General features: G+C 71.4%; 27 protein-coding genes, 1 tRNA gene and 1 riboswitch. Of the genes, 15 read left to right on the top strand and 13 right to left on the bottom strand.

Annotated features, from left to right (window positions below; genetic code table 11):
- Positions 1-4: 4 nt before the first annotated feature.
- A complete protein-coding gene (locus ACFWPA_RS14795) occupies positions 5-496 on the top strand; it encodes a h domain protein (RefSeq protein ID WP_378507541.1) in 492 nt (163 codons plus the stop codon).
- Positions 497-559: 63 nt separating this feature from the next.
- Here ACFWPA_RS14795 and ACFWPA_RS14790 read toward each other — a convergent pair whose 3' ends face one another.
- Complete coding sequence (locus ACFWPA_RS14790) at positions 560-2,020, bottom strand: trehalose-6-phosphate synthase (protein ID WP_378507344.1); 1,461 nt, start codon at positions 2,018-2,020, stop codon at positions 560-562.
- A gap of 49 nt (positions 2,021-2,069) precedes the next feature.
- Positions 2,070-2,243: a hypothetical protein gene (locus ACFWPA_RS14785; RefSeq protein WP_378507343.1), complete on the bottom strand. Its 174-nt coding sequence runs from the start codon at positions 2,241-2,243 to the stop codon at positions 2,070-2,072.
- Positions 2,244-2,380: 137 nt separating this feature from the next.
- Between ACFWPA_RS14785 and ACFWPA_RS14780 the strand changes: the two genes are divergently transcribed.
- The 6 genes from ACFWPA_RS14780 (at position 2,381) to ACFWPA_RS14755 (ending at position 9,315) form a co-directional block, all read left to right on the top strand.
- A complete protein-coding gene (locus tag ACFWPA_RS14780) occupies positions 2,381-4,099 on the top strand; it encodes an ABC transporter transmembrane domain-containing protein (RefSeq protein WP_378507342.1) in 1,719 nt (572 codons plus the stop codon).
- Positions 4,096-5,847, top strand: coding sequence for an ABC transporter ATP-binding protein (locus tag ACFWPA_RS14775; RefSeq protein ID WP_378507341.1), 1,752 nt, complete (start codon positions 4,096-4,098; stop codon positions 5,845-5,847). The genes ACFWPA_RS14780 and ACFWPA_RS14775 overlap by 4 nt, the downstream gene beginning before the upstream one ends.
- Before the next feature lie 88 nt (positions 5,848-5,935).
- Positions 5,936-6,712: a bifunctional 2-polyprenyl-6-hydroxyphenol methylase/3-demethylubiquinol 3-O-methyltransferase UbiG gene (gene ubiG, locus ACFWPA_RS14770; protein WP_378507340.1), complete on the top strand. Its 777-nt coding sequence runs from the start codon at positions 5,936-5,938 to the stop codon at positions 6,710-6,712.
- Between the two features lie 73 nt (positions 6,713-6,785).
- Positions 6,786-7,586 carry an alpha/beta fold hydrolase gene (locus ACFWPA_RS14765; protein WP_378507339.1) on the top strand — a complete coding sequence of 267 codons (801 nt, stop codon included), beginning with the start codon at positions 6,786-6,788 and terminating at the stop codon, positions 7,584-7,586.
- A gap of 134 nt (positions 7,587-7,720) precedes the next feature.
- Positions 7,721-9,085, top strand: coding sequence for a lysine N(6)-hydroxylase/L-ornithine N(5)-oxygenase family protein (locus ACFWPA_RS14760; protein WP_378507338.1), 1,365 nt, complete (start codon positions 7,721-7,723; stop codon positions 9,083-9,085).
- Positions 9,082-9,315: an MbtH family protein gene (locus ACFWPA_RS14755; protein WP_378507337.1), complete on the top strand. Its 234-nt coding sequence runs from the start codon at positions 9,082-9,084 to the stop codon at positions 9,313-9,315. The genes ACFWPA_RS14760 and ACFWPA_RS14755 overlap by 4 nt, the downstream gene beginning before the upstream one ends.
- Before the next feature lie 9 nt (positions 9,316-9,324).
- Here ACFWPA_RS14755 and ACFWPA_RS14750 read toward each other — a convergent pair whose 3' ends face one another.
- A complete protein-coding gene (locus tag ACFWPA_RS14750) occupies positions 9,325-10,770 on the bottom strand; it encodes a threonine/serine exporter ThrE family protein (RefSeq protein WP_378507336.1) in 1,446 nt (481 codons plus the stop codon).
- Between the two features lies 1 nt (position 10,771).
- Entirely contained in the window at positions 10,772-11,146 is a 375-nt protein-coding gene (locus ACFWPA_RS14745) for a nuclear transport factor 2 family protein (protein ID WP_378507335.1), read from the bottom strand.
- A 161-nt stretch (positions 11,147-11,307) separates the two neighbouring features.
- Between ACFWPA_RS14745 and ACFWPA_RS14740 the strand changes: the two genes are divergently transcribed.
- Positions 11,308-11,721, top strand: coding sequence for a VOC family protein (locus tag ACFWPA_RS14740; RefSeq protein ID WP_378507334.1), 414 nt, complete (start codon positions 11,308-11,310; stop codon positions 11,719-11,721).
- A 121-nt stretch (positions 11,722-11,842) separates the two neighbouring features.
- A tRNA-Thr gene (locus ACFWPA_RS14735) sits at positions 11,843-11,914 on the top strand.
- Between the two features lie 53 nt (positions 11,915-11,967).
- Here ACFWPA_RS14735 and ACFWPA_RS14730 read toward each other — a convergent pair.
- Positions 11,968-12,336: a hypothetical protein gene (locus tag ACFWPA_RS14730; RefSeq protein WP_378507333.1), complete on the bottom strand. Its 369-nt coding sequence runs from the start codon at positions 12,334-12,336 to the stop codon at positions 11,968-11,970.
- 159 nt (positions 12,337-12,495) lie between these two features.
- On the opposite strand from ACFWPA_RS14730, the gene ACFWPA_RS14725 reads away from it, so the two are divergent.
- Both ACFWPA_RS14725 and ACFWPA_RS14720 read left to right on the top strand, forming a co-directional pair.
- Positions 12,496-12,624: a hypothetical protein gene (locus ACFWPA_RS14725; protein WP_378507332.1), complete on the top strand. Its 129-nt coding sequence runs from the start codon at positions 12,496-12,498 to the stop codon at positions 12,622-12,624.
- Positions 12,625-12,629: 5 nt separating this feature from the next.
- Complete coding sequence (locus ACFWPA_RS14720; RefSeq protein ID WP_378507331.1) at positions 12,630-13,037, top strand: tail fiber domain-containing protein; 408 nt, start codon at positions 12,630-12,632, stop codon at positions 13,035-13,037.
- 13 nt (positions 13,038-13,050) lie between these two features.
- Here the strand turns inward: ACFWPA_RS14720 and ACFWPA_RS14715 are convergent, their stop codons facing one another.
- Both ACFWPA_RS14715 and ACFWPA_RS14710 read right to left on the bottom strand, forming a co-directional pair.
- Positions 13,051-13,860: an ABC transporter gene (locus ACFWPA_RS14715; protein ID WP_378507330.1), complete on the bottom strand. Its 810-nt coding sequence runs from the start codon at positions 13,858-13,860 to the stop codon at positions 13,051-13,053.
- 65 nt (positions 13,861-13,925) lie between these two features.
- Positions 13,926-14,240: a DMT family transporter gene (locus ACFWPA_RS14710; RefSeq protein ID WP_378507329.1), complete on the bottom strand. Its 315-nt coding sequence runs from the start codon at positions 14,238-14,240 to the stop codon at positions 13,926-13,928.
- 14 nt (positions 14,241-14,254) lie between these two features.
- Positions 14,255-14,320: riboswitch (guanidine-III (ykkC-III) riboswitch) on the bottom strand.
- 116 nt (positions 14,321-14,436) lie between these two features.
- Here ACFWPA_RS14710 and ACFWPA_RS14705 point away from each other — a divergent pair.
- Both ACFWPA_RS14705 and ACFWPA_RS14700 read left to right on the top strand, forming a co-directional pair.
- The gene (locus ACFWPA_RS14705) at positions 14,437-15,141 is read left to right on the top strand and encodes a response regulator transcription factor (RefSeq protein WP_378507328.1); all 705 of its coding nucleotides are present in this window, start codon (positions 14,437-14,439) and stop codon (positions 15,139-15,141) included.
- A 5-nt stretch (positions 15,142-15,146) separates the two neighbouring features.
- Positions 15,147-16,553, top strand: coding sequence for a sensor histidine kinase (locus ACFWPA_RS14700; RefSeq protein WP_378507327.1), 1,407 nt, complete (start codon positions 15,147-15,149; stop codon positions 16,551-16,553).
- A gap of 9 nt (positions 16,554-16,562) precedes the next feature.
- Here the strand turns inward: ACFWPA_RS14700 and ACFWPA_RS14695 are convergent, their stop codons facing one another.
- From ACFWPA_RS14695 to ACFWPA_RS14680, 4 genes are all read right to left on the bottom strand, one after another.
- Positions 16,563-18,893, bottom strand: a complete 2,331-nt coding sequence (locus ACFWPA_RS14695; RefSeq protein WP_378507326.1) for an arylsulfatase — start codon at positions 18,891-18,893, stop codon at positions 16,563-16,565.
- Between the two features lie 104 nt (positions 18,894-18,997).
- Positions 18,998-20,140 carry a 12-oxophytodienoate reductase gene (locus ACFWPA_RS14690; protein ID WP_378507325.1) on the bottom strand — a complete coding sequence of 381 codons (1,143 nt, stop codon included), beginning with the start codon at positions 20,138-20,140 and terminating at the stop codon, positions 18,998-19,000.
- A gap of 121 nt (positions 20,141-20,261) precedes the next feature.
- Positions 20,262-20,687 carry an HIT family protein gene (locus ACFWPA_RS14685; RefSeq protein WP_378507324.1) on the bottom strand — a complete coding sequence of 142 codons (426 nt, stop codon included), beginning with the start codon at positions 20,685-20,687 and terminating at the stop codon, positions 20,262-20,264.
- A gap of 44 nt (positions 20,688-20,731) precedes the next feature.
- Positions 20,732-21,532, bottom strand: a complete 801-nt coding sequence (locus ACFWPA_RS14680) for an SDR family NAD(P)-dependent oxidoreductase (protein WP_378507323.1) — start codon at positions 21,530-21,532, stop codon at positions 20,732-20,734.
- A 33-nt stretch (positions 21,533-21,565) separates the two neighbouring features.
- On the opposite strand from ACFWPA_RS14680, the gene ACFWPA_RS14675 reads away from it, so the two are divergent.
- A complete protein-coding gene (locus tag ACFWPA_RS14675; protein WP_378507322.1) occupies positions 21,566-21,949 on the top strand; it encodes a hypothetical protein in 384 nt (127 codons plus the stop codon).
- Positions 21,950-21,962: 13 nt separating this feature from the next.
- On the opposite strand, the gene ACFWPA_RS14670 is transcribed toward ACFWPA_RS14675, so the two are convergent.
- The gene (locus tag ACFWPA_RS14670; protein ID WP_378507321.1) at positions 21,963-22,445 is read right to left on the bottom strand and encodes a hypothetical protein; all 483 of its coding nucleotides are present in this window, start codon (positions 22,443-22,445) and stop codon (positions 21,963-21,965) included.
- A complete protein-coding gene (locus ACFWPA_RS14665; RefSeq protein ID WP_378507320.1) occupies positions 22,442-23,554 on the bottom strand; it encodes a MerR family transcriptional regulator in 1,113 nt (370 codons plus the stop codon). Before ACFWPA_RS14665 ends, ACFWPA_RS14670 begins: the two co-directional genes overlap by 4 nt.
- A 108-nt stretch (positions 23,555-23,662) precedes the next feature.
- On the opposite strand from ACFWPA_RS14665, the gene purD reads away from it, so the two are divergent.
- On the top strand, positions 23,663-24,913 hold the full coding sequence (gene purD, locus ACFWPA_RS14660; RefSeq protein WP_378570703.1) for a phosphoribosylamine--glycine ligase: 1,251 nt from the start codon (positions 23,663-23,665) through the stop codon (positions 24,911-24,913).
- Positions 24,914-24,936 lie beyond the last annotated feature (23 nt).

Here is a 24,936-nt window from a genome sequence, read left to right as displayed (position 1 = left end):
TGCCGTGCCTGGGACCTCGTCCACGAAGGTGCTCACGGCCGTTGCCGCGGTGCTGGTTGTCGCGCTCGCGGTGGGTGTCGGGCTGCTCCTCACGGGATACCTGCAGGACCGCGCCACCGAGCAGGCCCGCACCGACGCGGTCGCGGCGGCGAGCGCCCAGGCCGCGAAGATGTTGTCCTACAACTACAACGAGGTCGACCAGCAACTCGCTGCTGCCGCGGACGGACTCACCGGCGATTTCCGGGACGAGTACGACACGCTGGTGAAGGAGACCATCGCGCCCGGCGCGAAGGAGAAGAAGCTGACGGTGCAGGCGACGGTGCAGGCCGGTTCCGTCGTCTCCGCCACCCCGGATGATGCGGTGGTGCTGCTGTTCGTCAACCAGATCACCACCAGCGCCGACGTCCCGGACGCCGCAACCACCGGCAGCCGGGTGCGGATGGAGATGCACAAGGACGGCGACCGCTGGCTGACCGGGCGACTCTCGCCGGTATAGGACCATCCACCGAACGACGAAGGCGCCGCGGGTTCACCGCGGCGCCTTCGTCGTTCGGGTGGCTCAGTCCACCGGTTCGGTGGGCAACAGTGCGGGACCCGCGACCGAGTCCCTGGACAGCGCGGTGAGGAACGACTTGGCCCAGCGGTCGACGTCGTGGGCGAGGACCTGACGGCGCAGCGCGCGCATATGCCTGCGGCCGTCCTCGCGCGGCTGCGTCAGCGCCGCCTCCATCTTGTCCTTCACGTCCTCGAGGTCGTGCGGGTTGCACAGGTACGCCTGGCGGAGTTCGGCTGCGGCGCCGGTGAACTCGCTGAGCACCAGGGCGCCGCCGAGGTCGCTGCGGCAGGCCACGTACTCCTTCGCGACCAGGTTCATGCCGTCCCGCAGCGGCGTCACCAGCATGACGTCGGCGGCGACGAAGAACGCGATCAGCTCGTCGCGGGGGATGGGCCGGTGAATGTAGTGCACGACGGGCCGCCCGACCTCGGCGTACTCGCCGTTGATCCGGCTGACCGTCATCTCGATCTCGCCGCGCATCTGCACGTACGATTCGACCCGCTCGCGGCTGGGCGTCGCCAACTGCACCATCACGGTGCTTGCCGGATCGACCCGATCCTCCGCGATGAGTTCGTGCAGGGCGTCGAGTCGGACGTCGATGCCCTTGGTGTAGTCGAGCCGGTCGACGCCGAGCATGATCTTCTTCGGATTGCCGAGTTCCTTGCGGATCTGCTTGGCCCGATCCCGGATGGTCTTGGTGCGGGACTGCTCGTCGAGGGCGCCGGACGAGATCGAGATCGGGAACGCGCCGACCCGGACGGTGCGGAACCCCACCTGCACGACCCCGAGCTTCGAGCGCACCCCGACCGACCCCCGCGAGGTCTGGTGCCCGATCAGCCTGCGGGCGAGGAACAGGAAGTTCTCGGCGCCCCCGGGCAGGTGGAACCCGATCAGGTCGGCACCGAGCAGGCCCTCGACGATCTCGGTGCGCCACGGCATCTGCATGAACAGTTCGACCGGGGGGAACGGGATGTGCAGGAAGAACCCGATCGTCAGGTCGGGGCGGAGCATCCGCAGCATCTTCGGGACCAGCTGAAGCTGGTAGTCCTGGATCCACACGGTCGCGCCCTCGGCGGCCGCCTTCGCGGTTGCCTCCGCGAAGCGGCGGTTGACCTCGACGTACGCGTTCCACCATTCGCGCCGGTACTCCGGGCGGACGATGACATCGTGGTAGAGCGGCCACAGGGTGGCGTTGGAGAAGCCCTCGTAGTAGTCCGACACCTCCTGCGCGCTCAGCGCGACGGGATGCATCTCGATGCCGTCCTCGACGATCGGCTCGAGCTCGGTGTCGGGAACCCCGGGCCAGCCCACCCATGCCCCGCGGTTACCGCGGAGGATGGGTTCGAGGGCGGTGACCAGGCCGCCGGGGCTGCGCTTCCAGCGGGTGCTGCCGTCGGGCAGCTTCTCCAGATCGACGGGCAGCCGGTTGGCGACGACGACGAATTCCGAAGCGGCAGCGCCCACTGTGATCCTGTCTTTCCTGCCGTGCTGCCGAGCGGGCAGCGGCGGCGAACTAGTCGACCTTGGCCGAGGGGCCAATGCCGAGCATAGACAGCAACATGCGGCATTCGTCGGCGTCTGCCGCGTACGCCGCGACGACCCGCTGTGCCTGTCGGGCGGTTTCGTCGGTGACGGGCTCGAGTTCCTCGTCGGGGATGTCGTTCTCGGTGGTGGTCTTGGTGGCCATGATGCCGGTTCCTCCATGGGGAAGCTGCGGGACGCGCAGCCGGGGATTTCTGCCCGCGACTCTAAGAGAACGGGGGCCTCCCGCGCCACTTCCGGCTGGTTTAGGGTTCACTCACTTCGCAGGGAATCGGGAGAGTGATGGCGGACGCACCCACAGGCACCGGCGGCGGCGCGATTCTTCGTCGCACCGTCCGCAGGCACCGCGGCAGGCTGACCTCGGGCACCGCGCTGCTCGCGGTCCACCAGCTCGCCGAGACGCTGGTGCCGATCGCGATCGGGTGGATCGTCGGGCGGGCGATCGCCCCCTCGTCCAGTCCGGCGCTGGTCTGGTCGATCACCGGCCTCGCGGCGCTGTTTCTCGTGCTCACCCTGGCGTGGCGCTTCGGCGCGCAGCTGATCGTGCGGGCGATGCAGCAGGAGGCGCACCTGCTGCGGGTGGAGGTGGCGGGCCGGATCCTGGACCCGCGCGGGGTGCGGACCGAGCTGCGGGCGGGGGAGCTGCTGACCGTCGCGACCTCGGACGCGGAGCGCGCCTCCTGGATCCTCGACATCCTGCCCCGCTGCGTTGCCGCACTGACCGCGGTGGCCGCGTCGGCGGTCGCGTTGCTGGTGATCGACGTCCCGCTCGGGCTGGCGGTGCTGGTGGGGACGCCGCTGATCCTCGCGGTGATGCAGGTGGCCGCGCCGGTGGTGACCCGGCGGGTGACCGCGCAGCAGGAGGCGACCGCGGGGGCGGCGGCGCTGGCGACCGACCTGGTCGCGGGGCTGCGTCCGCTGCGCGGGCTCGGCGCGGAACGGGTCGCGGCGGACCGGTATCGGGCGGCGAGCCGCACCGCGCTGGCCGCGACCCTGCGGGCCGCCCGCGCCACCGGCGGACACCTTGGCGCGTCGGTCACCGTCAGCGCCCTGCTCGCGGTCGGGGTCGCCGGATTCGCGGGCTGGTTCGCGCTGCAGGGCCGGATCGGTGTCGGGGAACTGATCACCGTCGTCGGGTTGTCCCAGTTCGTCATCGAACCGCTCGGGACGCTGTCCCGGCTGCCGGGGTTCCTCGCCGGTTCCCGCGCGTCCGCCGACCGGCTGGCCCTGCTGCTCGACGCCGAGCCCCTGGTCCCGGCCGGGACCAGGCCGGTGCCCGCGGTCGCCGACCTCGAGCTGGCCGGGGTCGGGTTCCGGTCGCTGGACGGGTTGTCGCTGCTGGCGCGGCGGGGCGAGCTGCTGGGGGTGCTCGCGCACCGCCCCCAGGACGCGGAGGCGCTGGCGCACCTGCTGTCCGGGCACGTCCCGCCCGGGGAGTATCGGGGCACCGTCACCGTCGGCGGCGCGGCGCTCGCCGAGATCGACCTCGCGCACGCGCGGCGGGCACTGCTCGTCGAGCCGCACCACACCGACCTGTTCGCCGGGACGATCGGCTCGAACGTGGCGGGCGGTCGTCCGGACGCCGACCCCGACGCGGTGCGGCGCGCGCTGGCGGCGTCCGCCGCCGCCGACGTCGTCGGGGCGCACCCGGAGGGCCTGAACCAGCCGGTGACCGACCGCGGTGCCAGCCTGTCCGGTGGTCAGCGGCAGCGGGTCGCGTTGGCGCGGGCGCTGCTCGCGCGGGCCCCGGTCCTGGTCCTGCACGACCCGACGACGGCGGTGGACGCGGTGACCGAACAGGCCATCGCCGACGGCATCGCCGCGATGCGTCACGGTGACACCGACCGCGCCCACACCACGATCCTGATCACCTCCAGCCCGGCCCTGCTCGCTGCAGCGGACCGGGTGCTGGTGCTCGGCGCAGGCTCGGTGGTCACCGAGGGGCGGCACGCGGACCTGGTCGCCACCGATGCGACGTACCGGAAGGTGGTGCTGCGGTGACCGCGCACGACGCTGTGCTGCTGCCGATCGCCACCACCCGGCGGTGCTGGTCGTGGCTGCGCGGCGAACTCGGCAGGCGCCGCCGGTTGACCGCGCTGACCGCCGCGGCCGGGACCGTCGGCGCCGCGACGACGCTGGTCCCGATCTACGCGTTCGGTGTGCTGGTGGACCGGGTGCGGGAGCAGGCGGGCGGGACCGCGATCGTCGGGGTGGTCGCCGTGATCACCGTCGCGGCGATCGTCGGCGGCCTGTTCGCCGGGTGGACGTCGATCCTGATCAGCAGGCTCGGTGAGGGGATGCTCGCGGGACTGCGGGAGGACACCGTCGACCGCGCGTTGACGCTGCCGGTGGCCACGGTGGAACGGGCGGGCACGGGCGACCTGCTGTCCCGGGTCGGCGACGATGTCGCGGTGATCGGCAAGGCGGTCGCGGACGTGGTCCCGAGCCTGGTGTCGGCGGTGCTGCTGGTGGCGTTGAGTCTGGTCGCGATGCTGGGCATGGACTGGCGTCTCGGGGTGGCGGGTGCGGTCGCCCTGCCGCTGTACGGGCTCGCGCTGCGCTGGTACCTGCCGAGGTCGGGGCCGGTGTTCGCCGCCGAGCGGGTCGCGATGGGGGAGCGGGCGCAGGCCCTGGTCGCCACGATGTCCGGTGCCCGCACGGTCCGCGCCTACGGGCTCGAGGACCGGCATCTGGCCGAGATTGACCGGGCCTCCTCGCGGGCGCGGGACCTGGCGACCGGGGTGTTCGCCCTGTTCACCCGGCTGGCCGGACGCGGCAACCGGGCCGAGTTCGTCGGCCTGTCGGTGATCCTGGTCGTCGGTTTCGTGCTGGTCCGCGACGGGCACGTCACCGTCGGTGCCGCCACCGCGGCGGCGCTGCTGTTCCATCGACTGTTCAACCCGATCGGGATGCTGATGTTCACCTTCGACGAGGTGCAGTCGGCGGGCGCGTCGCTGGCCCGGCTGGTCGGTGTCGTCGACATTCCGGTGCCGATCCGCGGTGCGTCCGGGGCGGTCCCGCGGTCCGCGGAACTACGCCTGGACGGGGTTCGCTACAGCTACGACGGTGAACGGGACGTGGTGTGCGGCATTGACATTCGGCTGGCACCCGGGGAGCGGGTCGCGCTCGTCGGGGCCACCGGCGCCGGCAAGTCCACGGTCGCGGCCATCGCAGCAGGATCGCTGGCCCCGACCGGCGGCGCCGTTACCCTCGGCGGCGTGCCCGTCGCCGACCTCGGGGACGGGCTGCGTGAGCGGGTGGTGATCGTCAGCCAGGAGGTGCACGTGTTCGCCGGCCCGCTGATCGAGGATCTGCGGCTGGCCCGGCCGTCCGCCACCACCGAGCAGGCGGAGGCCGCGCTCGCCGCCGTCGGCGCGCTGGACTGGGCGCGGGCCCTCGACCGTGGGCTGGACACCGTCGTCGGTGAGGGCGGGTCGCTGCTGACCGCCGCCCAGGCCCAGCAGTTGGCGTTGGCCCGGCTCGTGCTGGCGGACCCGCTGGTCGCGGTGCTCGACGAGGCGACCGCGGAGGCGGGCAGCGCTGGCGCGCGGGATCTCGAGGCGGCGGCCGAGGCGGCCACCCGCGGCCGCACCACCCTGATCGTCGCGCACCGGCTCACCCAGGCCGCCGCCGCGGACCGGGTGCTGGTGCTCGACCGCGGCGTCGTCATCGAATCCGGGACGCACCCGGACCTCGTTGCGGCGGGTGGGCGCTACGCGACGCTGTGGACGGCCTGGTCCGGGCGGTGACCGCGATGGCACGACGGCGCCGATCGTGCAAGGGTGGTCCGGGGGACGGGTCCGTCCCCGCCGAGACCCAGGACGCGCAGGTGATCCGGTGCCGATCGACAACGACGTCTACGACCGTGTCGGGGACGGCTGGTGGGACGAGGACAATCCGCTCAACATGCTGCACGGGAGCCTGACGCCGGGCCGATTCGCGTACTTCCGTGAGGTGCTCGCCGCGCGGATCGGTGCCGACTTCACCGGGATGTGCGCTCTGGACATCGGCTCGGGCGGCGGCTTCCTCGCCGAGGAGTTCACCCGGATCGGGTTTCGTGTTGTCGGCGTCGACCCCTCCGCCGTCTCGGTGACCACGGCCCGCGCTCACGCCGCGGCGAGCGGCCTCGACATCGACTACCGGCTGGGCTCGGGGGAGCGAATCCCGGTGCGGGACGCGGAGTTCGACGTCGCCTACTGCTGCGATGTGCTCGAACACGTGACCGATGTGGACGCCGTCATCGGGGAGACGGCCCGCGCCCTCAAACCCGGCGGCGTGTTCCTCTTCGACACCATCAACCGGACCCGCACCAGCAGGCTCGTCGCGATCAAGCTCATGCAGCAGTGGCGGTGGTCCCGGCTGTTCGACACCGACGTGCACGACTGGGCGATGTGCATCAGGCCCGCCGAACTGGTCGATGCGCTGGGCCGCGGGGGCCTGCGGGCTGGCGCGATCGTCGGACTAGGACCCCGGTCCCGGAATCCGCTGCGGGTCCTCGACATGGCCCGCGCGTCGCGGGGCAGGCTGCCCTGGGGCGAGGTCAGCCGCCGCCTCGACTTCGGCAGGACCCGGTCCACCGCGATCTCGTACATGGGGCACGCGGTCAAGGCCTGACAGGGCGCGGGGTGCCCGGATCGCAGCAGGGTACGGTGACCAGCGTCGTTGCCGCCCTCGGAAAGGTCTGTTCATGCCGCTCGCCACGATCAACGGGATTCAGCTGAATTACCAGGTCAAGGGCTCCGGAGATCTGGTCGTGCTGATCATGGGGACGGGCAGCCCCGGCCGGGTGTGGGATCTGCATCAGGTGCCCGCGCTGGTCGCCGCGGGCTACCGGGTGTGCACGTTCGACAACCGCGGCATCGCCCCCACCGACGAGTGCGCTGCCGGATTCACGATCGAGGACATGGTCGCGGACACCGCGGCACTGATCGAGCATCTCGGCGGCCCCGCCTACGTCGTCGGCACGTCGCTGGGCGCCCGGATCGCGCAGGAGTTGTCGCTGACCCGCCCGGACCTGGTCCGCAGGGCGGTGTTCCTCGCCGCGCACGGTAGGCGCGACACCCTGCAGAAGGCGCTGCGGGACGGCGAGCGGGAACTGGACGAGAAGGGCATCACCCTGCCCGACACGTACCGCGCCGCGATCACCGCGGTGCTGAACCTGTCGCCCACGTCGCTGGCCGACCCGATGGCCGCGCAGGACTGGCTCGACATTTTCGCGTTCTCCAAGGGCACCCCCTCGCCGGGGGTGCGTGCGCAGGAGGGTCTCGACGACTTCGGTGACCGCCTGCCCGCCTACGGGAGGATCACGGTGCCGTGCCTGGCGATCGGGTTTGCCGACGATCGTCTCGTCGCGCCCGGCCTCGCCGCGGAGGTCGCGAAGGCGATCCCCGGCGCCCGGTACATCGAGTTGGAGGACTGCGGCCACTACGGCTACCTGGAGCGTCCCGAGGCGGTGAACTCCGCGGTCCTCGACTTCCTGAAGGGCTGACGCCCGGGTCCTCGCCGCACCGACCGAACCCCCCTCGTATTAGGGTAGGCTGCGCTACTAATACGGGGGCCTCGGTTCGATGCGGGGTGCCGGAGAACGGGACCGCCGCTCCGCGGCGAGGATGGACTGCTGCCATGACTTCGACTCGGACGAGCGGGGATTCCCGGTCCGAAGTGTTCGACATCGTCGGCGTCGGGTTCGGGCCCTCGAACCTCGCGCTCGCCATCGCGATCGAGGAACACAACGCGGCATCCGCGCCGGAGGATCGGATCCGGGCCTGCTTCGTTGAACGCCAGGACCGGTTCGTCTGGCATCCGGGGATGCTCCTCGACGGCGCCACCATGCAGATCGCGTTCCCGAAGGACCTGGTCACCTTCCGCAACCCGGCCAGCACCTTCAGCTTCTTCTGCTACCTGTTCGACAAGGGCAGGCTGGTCGACTTCGTCAACCATCAGACCTTCTTCCCCAGCCGCCTCGAGTTCAACGACTACCTGCAGTGGGCGGCCGACCGCGTCGACGCCGACGTCCGCTACGGGTTCACCGTGACCGGGGTCAGCGGGGTGCGCTCGGCGGCGGGCACCGTCGACGAGTTCACGGTCGCGGCGTCGGACGGTCGGACGCTGCACGCGCGCAACATCGCGGTCGGCGCCGGGCTGCGGGAGCGGCTGCCGGAGTGGGCGACCCCGTCGCCGCGGTGCTTCCACAATCACCGGTTCCTGTTCCATCTCGACCAGATGCCGGAGCCGCGGCACCAGCGGTTCGCGGTGCTCGGCGCCGGGCAGAGTGCCGCCGAGGTGGTGCAGTACCTGCATCGCAACCACCCGCAGGCCGAGGTGCACAGCGTGTTCTCGCGGTACGGCTACAGCCCAGCCGACGACAGCCCCTACGCCAACCGGATCTTCGACCCGGCCACCGTCGACGAGTTCCACGGCGCCAGCCCCGACGAACGGGAACGGCTGCTCGGCGTGCACAAGGGCACCAACTACTCCGTCGTCGACATCGACCTGATCAACGAGCTGTACACCGCTGAATACCAGGAACTGGTGAGCGGCAGGCGTCGCCTGTTCATGCACCGCGCCTCGGACATCGTGTCCGTGCAGGACGGCGCGGACGGCATCGAGGTCGCGATCCGCAGCAACCTCGACGGGCTCACCGACACGCTGACCTGCGACGCGCTGGTCCTGGCCACCGGTTTCGCCCCGGCGCCGCTCGACGAGCTGCTCGGCGAGTTCGCGCCTGCCTGCGCCGTCACCGACGTGGACCGGGACTACCGCCTCGGCACCCCGGACGACGTGCGGGCAGGCATCTATCTGCAGGGCGGAACGGAGAAGACGCACGGTTTGACCGCGTCGCTGCTGTCGAATGTCGCGATCCGGTCCGGGGAGATCCTCAATTCGATCGTCGTAAGTCGGTCAGCGAGACGCGATCTTGATAGGGTCGAGTCCTCCACAGGGGTGGACAGCACCACGAACGAGTTTGCGACAAGCGAGGCCAAATGAGCACGAATCCCTTTGACGACGAAGACGGTCGCTTCTATGTTCTCGTCAATGACGAGGACCAGCACTCGTTGTGGCCCACCTTCTCCGAGGTGCCGCAGGGATGGCGGATCGTCTTCGGCGAGGAGAGCCGCCAGGCGTGCGTCGAGTACGTCGAGAAGAACTGGACCGACATGCGTCCGAAGAGCCTGCGTGAGGCGATGGAGAAGGACAAGGCCGCAGGCAACGGCTAGCCATCCGGTTCACCGCCGAAACCACCGCGCTCCGGGCCCGTCCTGCCATCGCTGCAGGAATGGGTACCGGAGCGCTTCGGTTCGCGGGAGTCGCCGTGGCCGCCGCAGCGTCCGGGCCAGCCATTCGCCGAGGGTCACCCCGGCCGCGAGCGCGACCCCGATGCCGAGCGCCGACATCAGCGCGCCGATGCCGAGCAGCAGGTCGTTGTTCAGCAGCGCGTACAGGCCCCGGTACAGCGACAGGCCGGGCAGCAGCGGGGTGATGCCCGCGACGGCGATCACCTGCGGCGGCGTCAGCGCCCGCCTGGCGAGCAGGCCGCCAACGAACCCGACCACCGTCGCCGCGATCGCGGTCGCGATCACCGGCCCGATCGACAGGGTCAGCGCGGTGAAGTAGACGAGGATGCCCGCCGCCCCGCTCAGCCCGGCCACCGCGAGCGCGCGCCGCTCCGCGTAGCAGGCGACGGCGAAGAACAGCGCGGTGAACGCGCCGGCGACGACCTGAACGGGGATCTCGCTGAAGCTCGGCGACAGCGGATCCGGCGTGGTGTCCGGCAGCGGCGTCCCCAGCGCGGCGGCGATCCGCAGCGACACCGCGACACCGGCGATGATGCCGCCGGTCAGCATCAACACCTCGAAGAACCGGGCGACCGCCGTGACCGGGGCGCCGGTGATGGCGTCCTGCACCGAACCGACCAGCGCCAGCCCGGACAGCAGCACGATCACCCCTGCCGCGATGACCAGCGACGGTTTCACGTCGAGCCCAAGCGGGTCCCGCAGGGCGTAGAGCACCGCGGCGGGCGCCGCGGCGATGAAGCCGCCGACCACCTGCTGGAAGAAGAACGGCAACCCGAACCGGTTCAGCATCAGGTTCGTCAGGTAGATGACCGCCGTCGTCAGGAAGCTGACCACCGCCACCAGCGCGCCGCCGCCGAGCAGGACGGACGCGGACGCGGCCATCCCGGACCAGCCGAACGTGGCGACCCACCGGTTGTACGGATGCGGCGACCGATTGATCGCACTGATCTCCGCCAACGCGATCGCCGGGTCGAGGGCCTCGGTGCGCAGCTGCCTGGTCAGCTTGTCGACGGCAGCGAGCCGGGTGAAGTCGAGGGAGCGGTAGTGCACGATCCGCATGCTCGTCGCCGGGGGCATCGTCGGGCCGCGGTGGGCGCTGACGCGGATCGCGTTGTAGGTGACGTCCACATCGCAGCGGGCGAGGCCGTAGGTCGCGGCGACGAACCGGACCTGGGCGGCGGTGTCGGTCGCGGACGAGCCGGACGCCAGCAGCACCTCCCCGGAGCGGACCGCGAGATCGAGCACCTCGGCGACCCTCGCGTCGTCGGTCAGGTCGATCGGGCGCAGCGGTGTCGGCGCGGCGACCGGCTCGTCGACGACCGCGCGTTCACCGACGAGGTTGTTCAGGGTGGTGATGGCGCTGCGCCACCGCGACATGTCAGGACACCAGGTCCTCTTCGGTGAGGTCGGTCGCGTCGAACGCGGCGGCCAGGTCGGTGTGCCGGAACACCGACGTCACCTGGTCGTGCACGACGCGGAAGGCGAGGGCAAGTGGAATCGTCTCGCCGGGGCGCGCGGCGACCGACTGCCGCTCCTCGACGACAACCACGCCCTGGTGCACGAACATCCGGCCGGGTTCAAGCGTCAGCCCGGCCGTCGACGCCCACTCCCGCAGGGCGCCGAGACCCTGCCCGGCGCCCTCGGCATCGGCGATCTCGACGTCGTCGCTGGACAGCGCGAGGAGGGTGTCGATGTCGTCGGAGTTCAACGCGTCATGCCACGCGAGGACCGTGGCGATCTCGGATGTACTCATGGATGCCACGCTATCGGTTCCCGGCGCAGCCCGGCGGGTGGGTGGTGTTGGCGCGGCGGCGGCAGAACGGATTCCGGGACGCGAGGGGAATGTGCTCGAACGGCGGGCAGTTCACCGGTAAGGATGATCTCGACCCCCCGTGAACGAGGAAGGATCCACCGATGTTGCGAGGACTCAGCACCGTCAGCTTCTACGCCGACGACGTGGCGGCCGCAAGGGACTGGTACGCCGAGGTGCTCGGCACCGAGGCGTACTTCGCCCGCGAGATCGACGGGCACACCGCCTACGTCGAGTTCCGCATCGGCGACCTGCAGCACGAGCTCGGCATCGTCGACGCACGGTTCGCGCCGCATCCCCGCCCCGAGCAGCCGGCAGGCCAGGTCGTCTACTGGCACGTCGACGACGTCGATGCGGCGTTCGCTCGGCTGCTCGCCCTCGGCGCCACCGTGCACGACAAGCCCCTCGAACGCGGGCCGGGATTCGTCACCGCCTCCGTCGTCGACCCGTTCGGGAACATCCTCGGCGTGATGTACAACCAGCACTATCTCGACGTGCTCGCCGCGACGGGAGCGTGAGCCGCGCCAGCAGGAAGGCTTGCGCGGCAACGTTCCCGCGGGCGGATTTCGCGCGGGCGGTCCGGGCGGTCCCGTGTTCGGGGTGGTCCGGGCGGATGGATATGATGGGCGCGCCCTGCCCGCCTCCTTAGCTCAGTGGTAGAGCACTCGCCTTGTAAGCGAAAGGTCGTCGGTTCAATCCCGACAGGGGGCTCCGTTCGGCCCTGAACTGCGCACCGCAGTTCAGGGCCGTTGTCGTTCCCGGCGTCAGCAGGTGCCCGCGACACCGTCCGCGACGCCGCGCTCGAAGTCGGCCTGCTCCTGCGCCGACTTGCCCGCCCAGTCCGGCTCCGACTTCGCCAGGTTCAGGAACTCGTCGCCGATCGCCTGCACCTTCGCGTCGTCGGCGGCGAGACCGGCGTCCTTCATGGTCTGGATGTAGGACCGCACACCGTTGCAGGTGTCGGTGTACACGTCACCGGTCGAGACGGGATCGGCGTAGCCGCCCGTCGCCGACTCGGCGGCCGTGGTCGCCTCCACCGTCGCGGCATCGGTCGAGTCGGAGCCCGATCCGCACCCGACGGCGAGCACGGAGACGGAGGCGGCGGCGAGGACGGCGAACATGATGCGTTTCATGACCGGTATCTGTATCAGACCGTGCCGGCCCTTCCGACATCGGTCGCATGGTTGCAATCGGCGTGCGGGAGGACGACCGTGGAAGGTGTTCATCTCGTGGGGCCGCCCCCACGCCGAGGCCGCCCCGACATTCGACTCGACGAGAGCCTTGGAGGAATCATGCTTGGACTCGCGATCGGCCTGGGCGGAGCGGCGCTGGGTCTCGGACTCGGACTGCTCGGCGGCGGCATCGGACTTCTGCTCAGCGACATTCGGGCGAAGCAGCACATCCGCCCGCTTCGCCCCTGATCCCGGTGGACAACAGGGAAGACGATCGGCGGCGGCTCGGTGGCGCCCACCATCCGCTCGCGTGGATGCGGTCGCACGCGACCCGCCGGCGGGGCGTGTCGACCGACGCGGCGGTGCCGGACGGCGCCAACGAGGTCCTCGAACGGCTCGCGGACCTGCCGCTCAGCGTGTGGACGTACCGGTTCGACCACGAGTCGGTGCGCCACCTCGGGCCGATGGCGCAGGATTTCGCCGCGACCTTCGCGCTGGGGTCGTCGGATCGGGTCATCGCCCAGGTCGACGCCAACGGGGTGTGCATGGCGAGCATCCAGGCGCTATACCGGCGGCTGGTTGAAGTCGAGACCGAACTCGACCGGCTGCGCGTCGCGTCCGGCGCGGCGCCGGGAACGCGGGGCACCGCGGCGTCCGGGTGAGCGCTCCGAACCGTCAGTGCAGCTCGTTTCCGTTCGGCCGTCCGCCCTTGAGCCACCGCCCCGGCAACCGCCCGGCAAGCTCGCCGAGCGGCCCGACGGCCGCGCCGAGCACGCCCACCGTTTCCCGGAGCAGTTCGACGCTGTCGCCCAACTGCTCCAGGTTCGGGGCCAGCGAGGTGAGGGTCTCCGACAGCGACACGATCTGATCGAGGGGACCGCCCTCGGCGATGATCCGTTCCAGCGGACCGTCCTTCGCGAGCAGCGACTCGAGCACGCCGCCCTCCTCGAGGGCGCGGTCGATGATGCCACCCTCCTTGGTCAGGGTTTCCAGGGGGCCCGCGGTCGCGGTGAGCCGTTCGAGCGGGCCATCCTCGGCGGTCAGCCGGTCGAGCAGGCCGCCGGGTGCGAGGAGTCGCTCCACCGGTCCGTCCTCGTCGAGGAGACGATCGACCGGTCCGCCGGGCGCGAGGACCCGCTCCAGGGGCCCGCCGGGTTCGAGGACCCGCTCAAGGGTGCCGCCGGGAGCGGTGAGCCGGTCCACCACGCCACCCGGTTCGAGGATCCGGTCGAGCGGGCCGCCCGGCCGCATCGCCTGCCCGAGGGGGCGCTGATCGGATGCGAGTTCCGCGATCTGCTGGAGCAGCTTCAGCGGTCCCGACGGGTTCGCCGTTGCGAGCCCGCCAAGGCCCGCGACGTTCCCGGTTGCCGACGCGGCCACCGCAACGCGGGCGGCGCCGAGCGCGGACTCGGCAACGCCGAGGGCCGTGTCGGTGAGCGCGAGGCCCACCCGGGCAGGCGCTGTGACCATCGCCACCAGGTTCATGCGGTCACTGTAACCGGACCCGACGGGCACCGGCCCGTGTCACGGCGCCTGCGTCGTGGGGGAGGTCAGTGCAGCGCCTTCAGTCCGATCACGCAGCCGACGATGCCGAGCATCAGCAGCACCTTCATCACCGACGCCGACTCGCTGCCGGTGACCATCGCGTATCCGACGGTGAGGGCGGCGCCGATGCCCACCCACACCGCGTACGAGGTGCCGACCGGGAGGGTCCGCATCGCGTAGGCGAGACCGGCCATGCTGGCGACGATCGCGACCCCGAAGACCGCCGTCGGCCCGAGCCGGGTGAATCCGTCGGACCTGCCGAGGGCGGTGGCCCACACCGCCTCGAGGACACCGGAGATGACGAGGACGACCCATGCCATGGTGTTTCACTCCCAGGGCACCGTCTTGTCGCTGGCCGGGTACGGTGCGCTCGTCCGGATGTCGTCGTCGACGTCCCCCACCGTAGCAACACCGCGGTGGCGGCCCGGCGCCGCCGTGACCAGCGGGCCGCCGATTCACAGGAGACATTCAGCTTCCTGGCGGCTCGCCGGAAGGTGACTGCCCGACACTGGTCGGGTGACTGCCGCGCGGACCGAAGCGAAGATCCTGATCGTCGACGACGAACCGAACATCGTCGAACTGCTCTCGGTGAGCCTGCGGTTCCAGGGATTCGAGGTGGCGACCGCGTCCACCGGCGCGGAGGGCCTCGACCGGGCGAAGGCGTTCCGCCCCGACGCGATGATCCTCGACGTGATGATGCCCGGCATGGACGGATTCGGTCTGCTGCGCAGGCTGCGGGCCGACGGCATCGACGCGCCGGTGCTGTTCCTCACCGCGAAGGACGCCGTCGAGGACAAGGTGTCGGGGTTGACGCTCGGTGCCGACGACTACGTCACCAAACCGTTCAGCCTCGAGGAGGTGGTCGCCCGGCTCCGGGTGATCCTGCGGCGGGTGTCGCGGGACCCGGCCACCGCGGCGCCGGCGCGGATCACGTTCGCGGACATCGAACTCGACGACGACACCCACGAGGTGTGGAAGGCGGGGGAGCCGGTGTCGTTGTCGCCGACCGAATTCACCCTGCTGCGCTACTTCATGGTCAACGCCGGTGTCGTGTTGAGCAAGCCGCGCATCCTGGACCACGTCTGGCACTACGACTTCGGCGGCGAGGTCGGCGTCGTCGAATCCTATGTGTCGTACCTGCGGCGCAAGGTCGACACCACCGAGCCGCGGCTGATCCGTACGCTCCGCGGCGTCGGATACGTCATGCGGGAGCCGAGGTAGCGGGGATGCCGCGGCCGCGCCGGGCTCCGCTGCGGGTCACCCTCGTTGCGGTGCTGCTGGTGCTCGCGGCGCTCGGGCTGCTCGCCTCCGGCGTCGCGGTGACCTCCGCGATGACGAACTCGCTGATCTCCCGGATCGACACCTCCCTGCGCGACGCGTCGCTGACGTGGGCGCGGCCCCGGGTGTACCCACAGCCCCCGCCGCCGTCCGAACCGGGGCCCTCCCGTCCGCCGAGCCCGTTCTACATCCGGACCGAAACCCCGGACGGTCCACCGCCGCTCGTGATCAACGACCAGCCCGTCGACCCGGACCTGACCGAGATCACCGGCGCCGCCCCGGTCACCATCGGCTCGGTCGGGGAGGCGCGCGAGCGGTGGCGGGCGCTGACCACGACAACCCCGAACGGCACCGTCACCGTCGCGGTCCGACTCGACGACGTCGACGCCACCGTCGGGCGCCTCGTCGCCCTGCAGATCGGGATCGGCGTCGGGGTGCTTGCCGTGCTCGGCGTCGTCGGGTACTTCCTGGTCCGGCGCAGCCTGCGGCCGCTCGCCGAGGTCGAGGAGACCGCGGCGTCGATCGCGGAAGGTTCCCTACACCAACGGATCCCGGTTCGGGAGGCCCGAACCGAGGTCGGTCGGCTCACCGTTGCGCTGAATGGGATGCTCGAGCAGATCCAGGCGGCGTTCGCGGCGACCGAGGCCTCCGAGGAGTCGGCACGGCGTTCCGAGGAGCGGATGCGCCGGTTCGTCGCCGACGCCAGCCACGAACTGCGCACCCCGCTGACCACGATCCGCGGATTCGCGGAACTGTACCGACAGGGCGCGGTCACCGATGCCGGGCAGGCGATGACGCGGATCGAGGCGGAGGCGTCCCGGATGGGCCTGCTCGTCGAGGACCTGCTGATGCTGGCCCGACTCGACGCGCAGCGTCCGCTGGCGATGGCCCCGGTCGACCTGCTGACGATCGCGTCCGACGCGGTGCACGCCGCCCGGGCGTCCGTGCCCGACCGGTCCATCGACGTGCAGGTCATCGACGGGCCCGGGCGTCCCGAGGTGCTCGGCGACGACGCCCGGCTGCGGCAGGTGCTGACCAACCTGGTGAGCAACGCCCTCGGGCACACCCCGGCCGACGCGGCGATCACCGTCCGCGTCGGCACCGTCGGCGGGTCGGCGCTGCTCGAGGTCGCCGACACCGGGCCCGGACTTTCCGCCGAGGCGCGGGAGCGGGTGTTCGAGCGCTTCTACCGCGCCGACTCGTCCCGGGCCCGCGGGTCGGGCGGCAGCGGGCTCGGCCTGTCCATCGTCGCGGCCCTCGTCGCAGCGCATGGCGGCACCGTCGCCGTCGACTCGCCGGACAGTGGGGGAGCGGTGTTCCGGGTGCTGTTGCCGCGCACCGGGATCGGTGACTGACCCGGCAGCTCAGGTGTACTCGACGGTGACCCTGTCGATGGTGCCGGTGAACGGGAACGGGGCGCGGTCGTAGTAGTCGAGGGAGACCGGGGACCCGAGGCAGGTGCCGATGTCGAGGCAGTCGTTGGCGGTGAAGAGCAGCGGCGCGCTGACCGGGACGGTTGTCGCGGCAACCTGATTGCCGTCGACGCTCATCCGAACATCGAGGGGGCCGCCCGGACGGGGCTCCGCGTAGCCGGTGGTCACGACGATGGTGTGCCGTCCCGGGGATACCGGTGCGGCGGACCGCATCTTGGTGCGCATCAGGATGAAGAGGTTGTATTCGTAGCAGAGATACCCCCCGTCTAGGAAGCACGTCAGCCCGCCCGCATTGGCCCCAAGCGCATAGAGGACGCCGTGCGCGTCGTCGGGAACGGTGAGGTCGACGGTGACCCGATTGTTCCTGTTTCCGAGGGCGGGAGCGCAGAACTCGGGCATTCGGGTGACGTCCCCGGTGAACTCCCAGCTGGTGTACGGGGTCGAGATGCGCTGCTCGGGGTGCATCGCGACCACCCACAACCCGCCGCCGACCGGGAGGGCATTGTTCTTGGCCGCTTCGATCGCGAACATCTCCCGTAACTGGGCGAGCTTCTCGGGGTGTCGCTCGGCGAGGTCGCGGTTCTGCGTCCAGTCCTCGTCGAGGTGGTACAACTCCCAGGTGTCGTCGTCGGGACTCCAGTCCCGGATGCCGCCGGGCACCCCGGCCAGCCACGGCGCGCGCGGACCGAACGCCGACGCCATCCAGCCGTCGTGGTAGATCGCGCGGCTGCCCATGATCTCGAAGTACTGGGTGAGCTTGCCCGCCTTCGCTTCCCGATCGACCAGGGTTGGCGCGAAGCTGGCACCGTCGAGAGGATCCTGCGGGACACCGTGCACCGTCCGCGGGGCGGTGATGCCGAGGATGTCGTAGAAGGTGGGCACCAGGTCGTTGCAGTGCAGGAAGTGGGGACGCGGCACCGGGTCCGGGTCGACCCGCGCAGGCCAGCGGGCGACCATCGGGTTCCGGGTGCCGCCGAGGTGCGAGGCGAGCAGCTTCATGCCCTTGTATGGTGTGCTGCCCGCCCACGCCCAACCCGCGTGATACATGTTGTCCGTCTTCGGCGAGCCGAGCACGTCGAGCCCGCCGAGTTCGTCGAGCGCGGCGATGTGCTGGGCCGGGGTGCTGGGGATTCCGTTCTGGGCGAGGAGTTCACTGATCGTCCCGTTCTGGCCCTCGCCCGACGAGCCGTTGTCGCCCCAGATGTAGAGCACGAGGGTGTTGTCGCGGTAGCCGAGCCGGTCGAGTTCATCGAACAGGCGCCCCACCTGGACGTCGCAGTGCTCGGCGTATCCGGCGGCGACCTCCATCAGCCTGCGCTGGAACGGCTTCTCCTCGTCCGGGATGTCGTCCCACGCGGTCATCGTCGGGTCGCGGTCGGTCAGTTCGGCGTCCCGCGGAATCCAGCCCCGTTCCTTCGCCCGCGCGAAGACCCGCTCCCGGTAGGCGTCCCACCCGTCGTCGAACTTCCCGGCGTACCGGTCCGCCCATGGCTTCATGATGTGGTGCGGACCGTGCAGGCACCCACTGGCCCAGTACATGAAGAAGGGTCGGTCGGCGTCGAGGGCCTTGTGCCTGCGCAACCAGCCGATGGCGTCGTCCGCGAGATCCTCGCTGAGGTGGTATCCCTCCTCGGGTGTTCGCGGCGGCAGCATCACGGTGGTTCCGCGGACCAGATTCGGTTCGTACTGGGAGGCCTCCCCGGCGAGAAACCCGTAGAAGTAGTCGAATCCGACCCCGGTCGGCCAGTTGTCGAACGGTCCAGCGGCAGTGGTCTCCTCGGCCGGGGTGTTGTGCCACTTCCCGAACGCCGCCGTGGTGTACCCGTACTGGCGCAGGACCTCGGCGCCGGTGGCGCTGGACTTTGGGATGTGGCCGGAGTACCCGTCCCAGTCGTTGGCCAGTTCGGCGATCTGCCCGTTGCCGACCCGGTGGTGGTTGCGCCCGGTCAACAGTGCCGCCCGGGTCGGCGAGCACATCGCGGTGGTGTGGAAGCGGTTGTACGAGACACCCTCGTCGCGCATTCGTTCGAGTGTCGGGGTGTTCACTTCGCCGCCGAACGCGCTCGGCAGACCGGGTCCCGCATCGTCGATCAGGACGACCACGATGTTCGGGGCGTCGGATGCCAGCCGGGAGGTCGGCGGGCGCGGGCTGTACACGGACTCCTGCATCGTGCGGCCCGCGATGCTCCCCGATGGCCTCGGGGGGAAGGGGAGGGTGTCGCCGCCCGCTACCGGCTCGAATCCGAACGCATTGCCCGCCATTGCCTGCTCCCGCCCTCGAGATCACAGCTCTGCCTCGGAGCGAAGATACCCCGAGCCGGCCTCGCTCGCGCGGGACCGGCTCGGGGTATCGGCGGTGCTGGATCCTAGGTCAGGACCGACTCGTGCCTGCGCCGGTCGAACTCCGGCAGCGGTCCGCCCGCACGCAGGGTTTCCGCGATCCGCGGATCGGCCAGGTGCAGTCGGCCGATCGCGGCGAGATCGAATTCGTCTGCGGCGAGCCGCTGTTCGAGTTCGGGAAGGTTGTCGACGGACTCCACCGTCGGGCCTGCCAGGCGTCCGTCGCGCAGCGACTTGCCGAGCCCGACGCAGCCGACGGCCATCGTGATCGCGCCGGTCGTCTGCTTGGCCCAGCCGGCAAGCGAGAGGTCACTGCCGTCGAACGCCGGGGCGTCGAAACGACGGGAGCTGGCGTCAAGGACGTCGGCGCCCGCGTCGACGAGGGCCCCGAGGATGATGCCCAGTTCCTCCGGGGTCTCGGCGTTCCGCGCGGTGAAGTCCTGCTGCTTGTGCTGCGAGAAGCGGTAGATGATCGGCAGGTCGTCGCCGATCGCCGCGCGGATCGCCCGGACCACCGCGGCGGGGAACGCGGTGCGCCGCTGCAGGTCCCCGCCCCAGGCGTCGTCGCGCCGGTTGGTCGACGCCCACAGGAACGCGTCGAGCAGGTAGCCGTGGCCGCCGTGGATGGCGATCGCGTCGAACCCGATCTCGGCGGCGGTGCGCGCGGCGTCCGCGTAGGCCTCGATCACCGCGGTGATGTCGGCCTCGGTCATCGCGGCGGTCGGGACGACCGCGCGCTCGACGTACTCCTGCGGGTAGGAGGTGACGCCCGGCTCGCCCCACACGCCGGACGGGCGCATCGGCGTCACGTCGTCGACGGTGCGCATCGCGCCGAACAGCGGACCGACGTGCCAGAGCTGCGGTGCGATCCGGCCACCCGCCTCGTGCACCTGATCCACCACCCGCTTCCAGCCCTCGCGGGCGGCGGGGTCGTGCAGGTTCGGAACGTCCGGGTGGTCGATCGCGCTGGGGTGGTCGATCCCGACGCCCTCGGTCACGATCAGGCCGGTGCCGCCCTCGGCGCGCCTGCGGTAGTACTGCGCGACGTCCTCGGTCGGCACGCCGCCAGGGGACTGGGTGCGGGTCATCGGGGACATGACGATGCGGTTCGGCAGCTCGAGGCCGCGGATGCGCAGCGGGCGGTAGAGCGGGGAATCGGTGGCGGTCACGTTGGCGGTACTCCTCAGGGACGGTCGGTTGGATCCAATCAACCGTGTCGACCGCCGGGGCGCAGCCCCGTTCCCGCTCGCCGGGACCGCCCCCGGGCCCCGGCGCGGGGCCAGGGGACGGTCAGGCGGGGACGTTCGCGCCGTGACCGAGCTCGCGCAGCGCCGCCTTGATCGTGGCCTGCGCCTGGTCGAGGGACTCCGGCGACGGGTCCGGGTCGGCTCCGGAGATGTTGAAGTCGCCGAGGCTGTACGCCGGGAACACGTGCAGGTGCAGGTGCGGCACCTCGAGTCCGGCGATCAGCAGGCCGGCGCGGGGGGCGTCGAAGCCCGTGCGGACGGCCCGGCCGATGATCTGCGCGACGCGGGAGCACGTGGCGAACACCTCGCCGTCGAGGTCCTGCCACTGGTCGATCTCGGCGCGCGGGACCACCAGCGTGTGCCCGGGGGTGATCGGGTTGATGGTCAGGAAGGCGACGACGTCCTCGTCCTCCCAGACGAACCGACCCGGCAGGTCGCCGGCGATGATCATGCTGAACACGGATGCCATGCGGGTGATTATGCGCCACGGGTCGGGTTGGTGGACCCGGGCGCTCAGCTGTCGAGCGGGACCCGCCTGCTCGCCGCGATCGGGGTCTGTGCCATCAGGCCGCCGTCGAGCACCAGGGTCTGTCCGCTCATGTAGCGGGACTCGTCCGACGCGAGGTACACCATCGCCCAGCCGATGTCCTCCGGATCGCCGATCACGTTGAGCGGGTTGTGGCGGCGGATGTCGGCGACCACCTCGGCGGGGACGTTGTCCCGCAGGGCTGGCGTCATGATCGCGCCGGGGGCGATGGCGTTGCAGCGCACCCTGTCGGGCCCGTACTGGGTGGCGATGTACTGGGTCAGCCGGATCACGGCGGCCTTGGTCGCGCCGTACGCGCACTGCAGGACGTTGCCCGCCAGGCCCGCGACCGAGGCCGTGTTGACGATCGATCCGCCGCCCGCGGAGATCATGTGCGGCAGCGCGAGGCGGGAGGCGACCACCGTGCTGCGGGCGTTGAGCGCCATCGCCCGGTCCCACTCGTCGAGGTCCATGTGGAGCAGGTCGAGATCCTTGCGGGGGTCACTGCCGCCGACGTGGTTGCAGAGCACGTCGATGCCGCCGAACTCGTCGACCGCCGCGCCGATCATCGCGGCGATCGAGTCCTCGCTCAGCACGTCCGCCGCCACGCCGATCGCGCGTCCCGGTCCGTCGCCGCTGATGCCCGATGCGGCGGACTCCGCCGCCGAGCGGTCGAGGTCGGCGACCAGCACCTGCGCGCCCTCGGCGACCATCAGCCGGGCGGCAGCAAGGCCGATCCCGCTGGCCGCTCCGGTGACGACGATCCGCTTACCGTTCAGGCGATCCATGACGTACGTCCTTTCCCTTCGGTGGGCCGGACCATGACGATGTCAGACGAGTTCCTCGAGGTGGTGCGCGGTCCGCTCGACGGGCTCGGCGCGGCGCTGGTCACCTTCGTCGTCGACCGGACCCGGCGCGGGCAGCCGGCCCGGCCCGCCGCGGTGTACGCGGCGCTGATGCGCGCGTCCGACCGGCCCGCGGTCCGCGCGCACCTGCAGGAGGCGATCGACCAGATGATCGTCGTGCCACTGACCCCGCGACTGCGCGGGGACGACGCCGAGCTGCGCGCGCACCTGATCGGCACCCAACTGGCCGGGCTGATGGCCGCGCTGTACGTGATGGAGAGCCCCTGGCTGCTCGCAACGCCGACGGACGGGATCGTCGCCCGGTACGGTGCCGCGCTGCAGGCGCTCGTCGACGGCTGACCGCGCCGAGCGGTCAGCCCTGCGGGGTGGGCCGCGGCGCCGTCGAGCGCCGCGCGACCTGCTGCTCGACCTCGTGCAGCGCGCCCCGGATCATCGCCCCGTACTCGTCGTCGCCGAGCGTGCCCTCGCACCGCCGTGCCGCGGCGAGATGGTCACCTGCGGCGTCGAACGAGCCGAGCCTGCGGAGGTTGTCCGCGATGTTCAGGTGCAGCGACGGGTAGAAGCCGGCCACCCGGAGGCCGGGGTGATGCCGCTCGGTGCGCTCGTCGGTCAGCGCGGCGGCGGCGTCCAACGCGCGGACGTCCCAGACCAACGCCTGTGCCGGGTCGGTGTGCAGGTCGGCCACATAGTGAGCCAGGGTGCAGCGGTGCAGGGCGTCCCCGGACGGGGTGATCTCCTCCCACAGGTCGAGCAGGCGGGCGCGGGCGGCATCGGTTGCGCCGCCGCGCCCGAGCATCGTTGCCTCGGCGATCGCGTCCATCGTTGCGTCGGTCATGCGGGGTCTCCTTCGTGCGGGGTGGGGTGGGCGACGGGCATCACCAGCGTCGTCAGGTCGCCGTCGTCGGCGGACCGGACCAGGACCGGAAGGTCCGGGCCCGCGATGTCGAGCATCAGGTCGGGGCCCGCGGCGACGGAGATCGCCGGGTACAGGGTGGTGATCTCGAAGGCGAGGGTGGTCGCGGCGCCCACGGCCGTCGCGGGCACCGGCACCGGCCGCGGCTCCGGGCCCGGTGATGCCACCGTCACGGCATCGCCCGCCGCCGCCAGGACCACCCGGTCGCCGGTGCGCTGCTCGACGGCCCGCACCAGCGCGGCCCGGTCCAGCACCAGGCGGGTGCGCACCGGCGGGATCCCGGCGACGACGGCGCGATGGTCGGGGAACGGGTCGGTGAGCAGCCCGCAGGTGCGGGCCCCCGCCTCGGCCGCGTCGACGATCAGGTCCGCGGCACCGGCCCGCAGGTCGACGACCGGCCGGCGCCGAATCCACGCCGCGGCCAGCCGCAGGTCGTCCCCGGCGACGGTGCCGGACCAGTCGGGGGCGCCGGGCCGGTCGAGGGTGATCGTCCGGGTGGACAGGCGGTAGCGGTCGGTGGCGGTGAGGGTCAGGCTGCCGTCCACCGCCTCCAGGTGCACGCCGGTCAGCACCGGGTGCGTGTGGTCGTGCGCGGTCGCCGAGAGGACCTGGTCCACCGCGGCCGCGAGCACCGGGCCGCCGACCGTCGCGACCGGCGTCCACGACCCGACCCCGCCGAGACCCGCACGGACCGCGGCTGCGGTGGCCCGTGCCTGCCCGGCGCGGGCGGCGAGGGCGTCGACGTGCTCCTCGATCAGCGTGCCCGCCCGCCCGGTGTCGGCGTCCAGCACCGCGGTGACAGCGGCGAGCGGCATGTCGATCTCGCGCAGCAGGCGCAGCGTGACCGCCCGCTCGAGTTGGCTGGGCGCGTAGTAGCGGTATCCGGTCGCCGGGTCGGTCCACTCCGGATCCAGCACGCCCGCATCCGCGTAGAAGCGCAGCGCGCTCGGGGTGATCCCGCTGGCCCTGGCGAAGGCGCCGATCGGCAGCAGGTCGTCGGGGCGGGGGAACGGGTCGGGGGAGTTCGGCACGGGAACCATCATTGGGTCTCGACCAACGTGAAGGTCAAGCAGTCGAGGGGGGGACGCCGTGCGACCTGACGTCGCGCCCCAGACGGACCGGAACGTAGTCTGAGGTTCGTGCGCGTACTCGTTATCGGCTCCGGAGCCCGTGAACATGCCCTCCTGCTCGCCCTGTCCCGCGATCCGGGGGTGACGGCGCTCATTGCGGCCCCCGGCAATGCGGGCACCGCGAAGATCGCCGAGCAGCATCCCGTCGACGCCGCCTCCGGTGACGCGGTTGTCGCCCTCGCGCAGCGGGTCGCGGCGGACCTGGTGGTGATCGGGCCCGAGGTGCCGTTGGTGGCCGGCGTCGCCGACGCGGTGCGCGCCGCCGGGATCGCCTGCTTCGGTCCGTCCGCCGACGCCGCCCGGATCGAGGGCTCGAAGGCGTTCGCGAAGGACGTGATGGCCGCCGCGGGCGTGAAGACCGCGCGCAGTGAGGTCGTGGACAACCCGGCCACCCTGGACGAGGCCCTCGACCGGTTCGGCCCCAATTGGGTCGTCAAGGATGACGGGCTCGCCGCGGGCAAGGGCGTCGTCGTCACCACCGACCGGGCCGCCGCGCGCGCGCACGCCGCCGACATCCTCGAGCACGGGCACCCGGTGCTGCTGGAGTCGTTCCTCGACGGGCCCGAGGTGTCGCTGTTCTGCCTCGTCGACGGCGAAACCGTGGTCCCGCTGCTCCCCGCCCAGGACCACAAGCGGGTCGGCGACGGTGACACCGGCCCGAACACCGGCGGCATGGGCGCCTACACCCCGCTGCCGTGGCTGCCCGCCGACATGGTCACCCGGATCGTCGACGAGGTGTGCGTCCCCGTCGCCGCCGAGATGGTGAAGCGGGGTTGCCCGTTCAGCGGCCTCCTATACGCGGGCCTGGCGATCGGTGCCGACGGCCCCGCCGTCGTCGAATTCAACTGCCGCTTCGGCGATCCCGAGACCCAGGCCGTGCTGGCGCTGCTCGAGTCCCCGCTCGGGGAGGTGCTGAACGCCACCGCGACCGGCACCCTGTCCTCGCTGCCGCCGCTGCGCTGGCAGGACGGCGCCGCCGTCACCGTCGTCCTCGCCGCCGAGAACTACCCGGGAACGCCCCGCACCGGTGACTCGATCGTCGGCGCCGACAACGACGGGGTCCTGCACGCCGGAACCAAGGTCGTCGACGGCGCGGTCGTCTCCGCGGGTGGTCGGGTGCTCAGCGTCGTCGGGACCGGGGCGGACCTCACCGCAGCCAGGGTCGACGCCTACGCCAAGCTCGACGCGATCAAGCTGCCCGGCGGGCACTTCCGCACCGACATCGGCCTCGCCGCGCTCGAGGGGCGCATCAGCATCTGACCGTCGCGGCCGAGAGATCGAGT

The organism is Rhodococcus sp. NPDC058505, from assembly GCF_042720095.1.
Classification (GTDB): domain Bacteria; phylum Actinomycetota; class Actinomycetes; order Mycobacteriales; family Mycobacteriaceae; genus Rhodococcus_G.
This window is presented reverse-complemented; position numbering and strand designations above follow the sequence as displayed.

Coding starts and splice junctions, on each gene's coding strand:
- ACFWPA_RS14755 (WP_378507337.1), top strand. CDS start 9,082: ATGAGCACGAATCCCTTTGACGACGAAGACGGTCGCTTCTATGTTCTC.
- ACFWPA_RS14745 (WP_378507335.1), bottom strand. CDS start 11,146: ATGAGTACATCCGAGATCGCCACGGTCCTCGCGTGGCATGACGCGTTG.
- ACFWPA_RS14675 (WP_378507322.1), top strand. CDS start 21,566: ATGACGATGTCAGACGAGTTCCTCGAGGTGGTGCGCGGTCCGCTCGAC.
- ACFWPA_RS14700 (WP_378507327.1), top strand. CDS start 15,147: ATGCCGCGGCCGCGCCGGGCTCCGCTGCGGGTCACCCTCGTTGCGGTG.
- ACFWPA_RS14765 (WP_378507339.1), top strand. CDS start 6,786: ATGCCGCTCGCCACGATCAACGGGATTCAGCTGAATTACCAGGTCAAG.
- ACFWPA_RS14740 (WP_378507334.1), top strand. CDS start 11,308: ATGTTGCGAGGACTCAGCACCGTCAGCTTCTACGCCGACGACGTGGCG.
- ACFWPA_RS14695 (WP_378507326.1), bottom strand. CDS start 18,893: ATGGCGGGCAATGCGTTCGGATTCGAGCCGGTAGCGGGCGGCGACACC.
- ACFWPA_RS14715 (WP_378507330.1), bottom strand. CDS start 13,860: ATGAACCTGGTGGCGATGGTCACAGCGCCTGCCCGGGTGGGCCTCGCG.
- ACFWPA_RS14685 (WP_378507324.1), bottom strand. CDS start 20,687: ATGGCATCCGTGTTCAGCATGATCATCGCCGGCGACCTGCCGGGTCGG.
- ACFWPA_RS14730 (WP_378507333.1), bottom strand. CDS start 12,336: ATGAAACGCATCATGTTCGCCGTCCTCGCCGCCGCCTCCGTCTCCGTG.
- ACFWPA_RS14750 (WP_378507336.1), bottom strand. CDS start 10,770: ATGTCGCGGTGGCGCAGCGCCATCACCACCCTGAACAACCTCGTCGGT.
- ACFWPA_RS14680 (WP_378507323.1), bottom strand. CDS start 21,532: ATGGATCGCCTGAACGGTAAGCGGATCGTCGTCACCGGAGCGGCCAGC.
- ACFWPA_RS14785 (WP_378507343.1), bottom strand. CDS start 2,243: ATGGCCACCAAGACCACCACCGAGAACGACATCCCCGACGAGGAACTC.
- ACFWPA_RS14760 (WP_378507338.1), top strand. CDS start 7,721: ATGACTTCGACTCGGACGAGCGGGGATTCCCGGTCCGAAGTGTTCGAC.
- ACFWPA_RS14710 (WP_378507329.1), bottom strand. CDS start 14,240: ATGGCATGGGTCGTCCTCGTCATCTCCGGTGTCCTCGAGGCGGTGTGG.
- ACFWPA_RS14670 (WP_378507321.1), bottom strand. CDS start 22,445: ATGACCGACGCAACGATGGACGCGATCGCCGAGGCAACGATGCTCGGG.
- ACFWPA_RS14725 (WP_378507332.1), top strand. CDS start 12,496: ATGCTTGGACTCGCGATCGGCCTGGGCGGAGCGGCGCTGGGTCTCGGA.
- ACFWPA_RS14780 (WP_378507342.1), top strand. CDS start 2,381: ATGGCGGACGCACCCACAGGCACCGGCGGCGGCGCGATTCTTCGTCGC.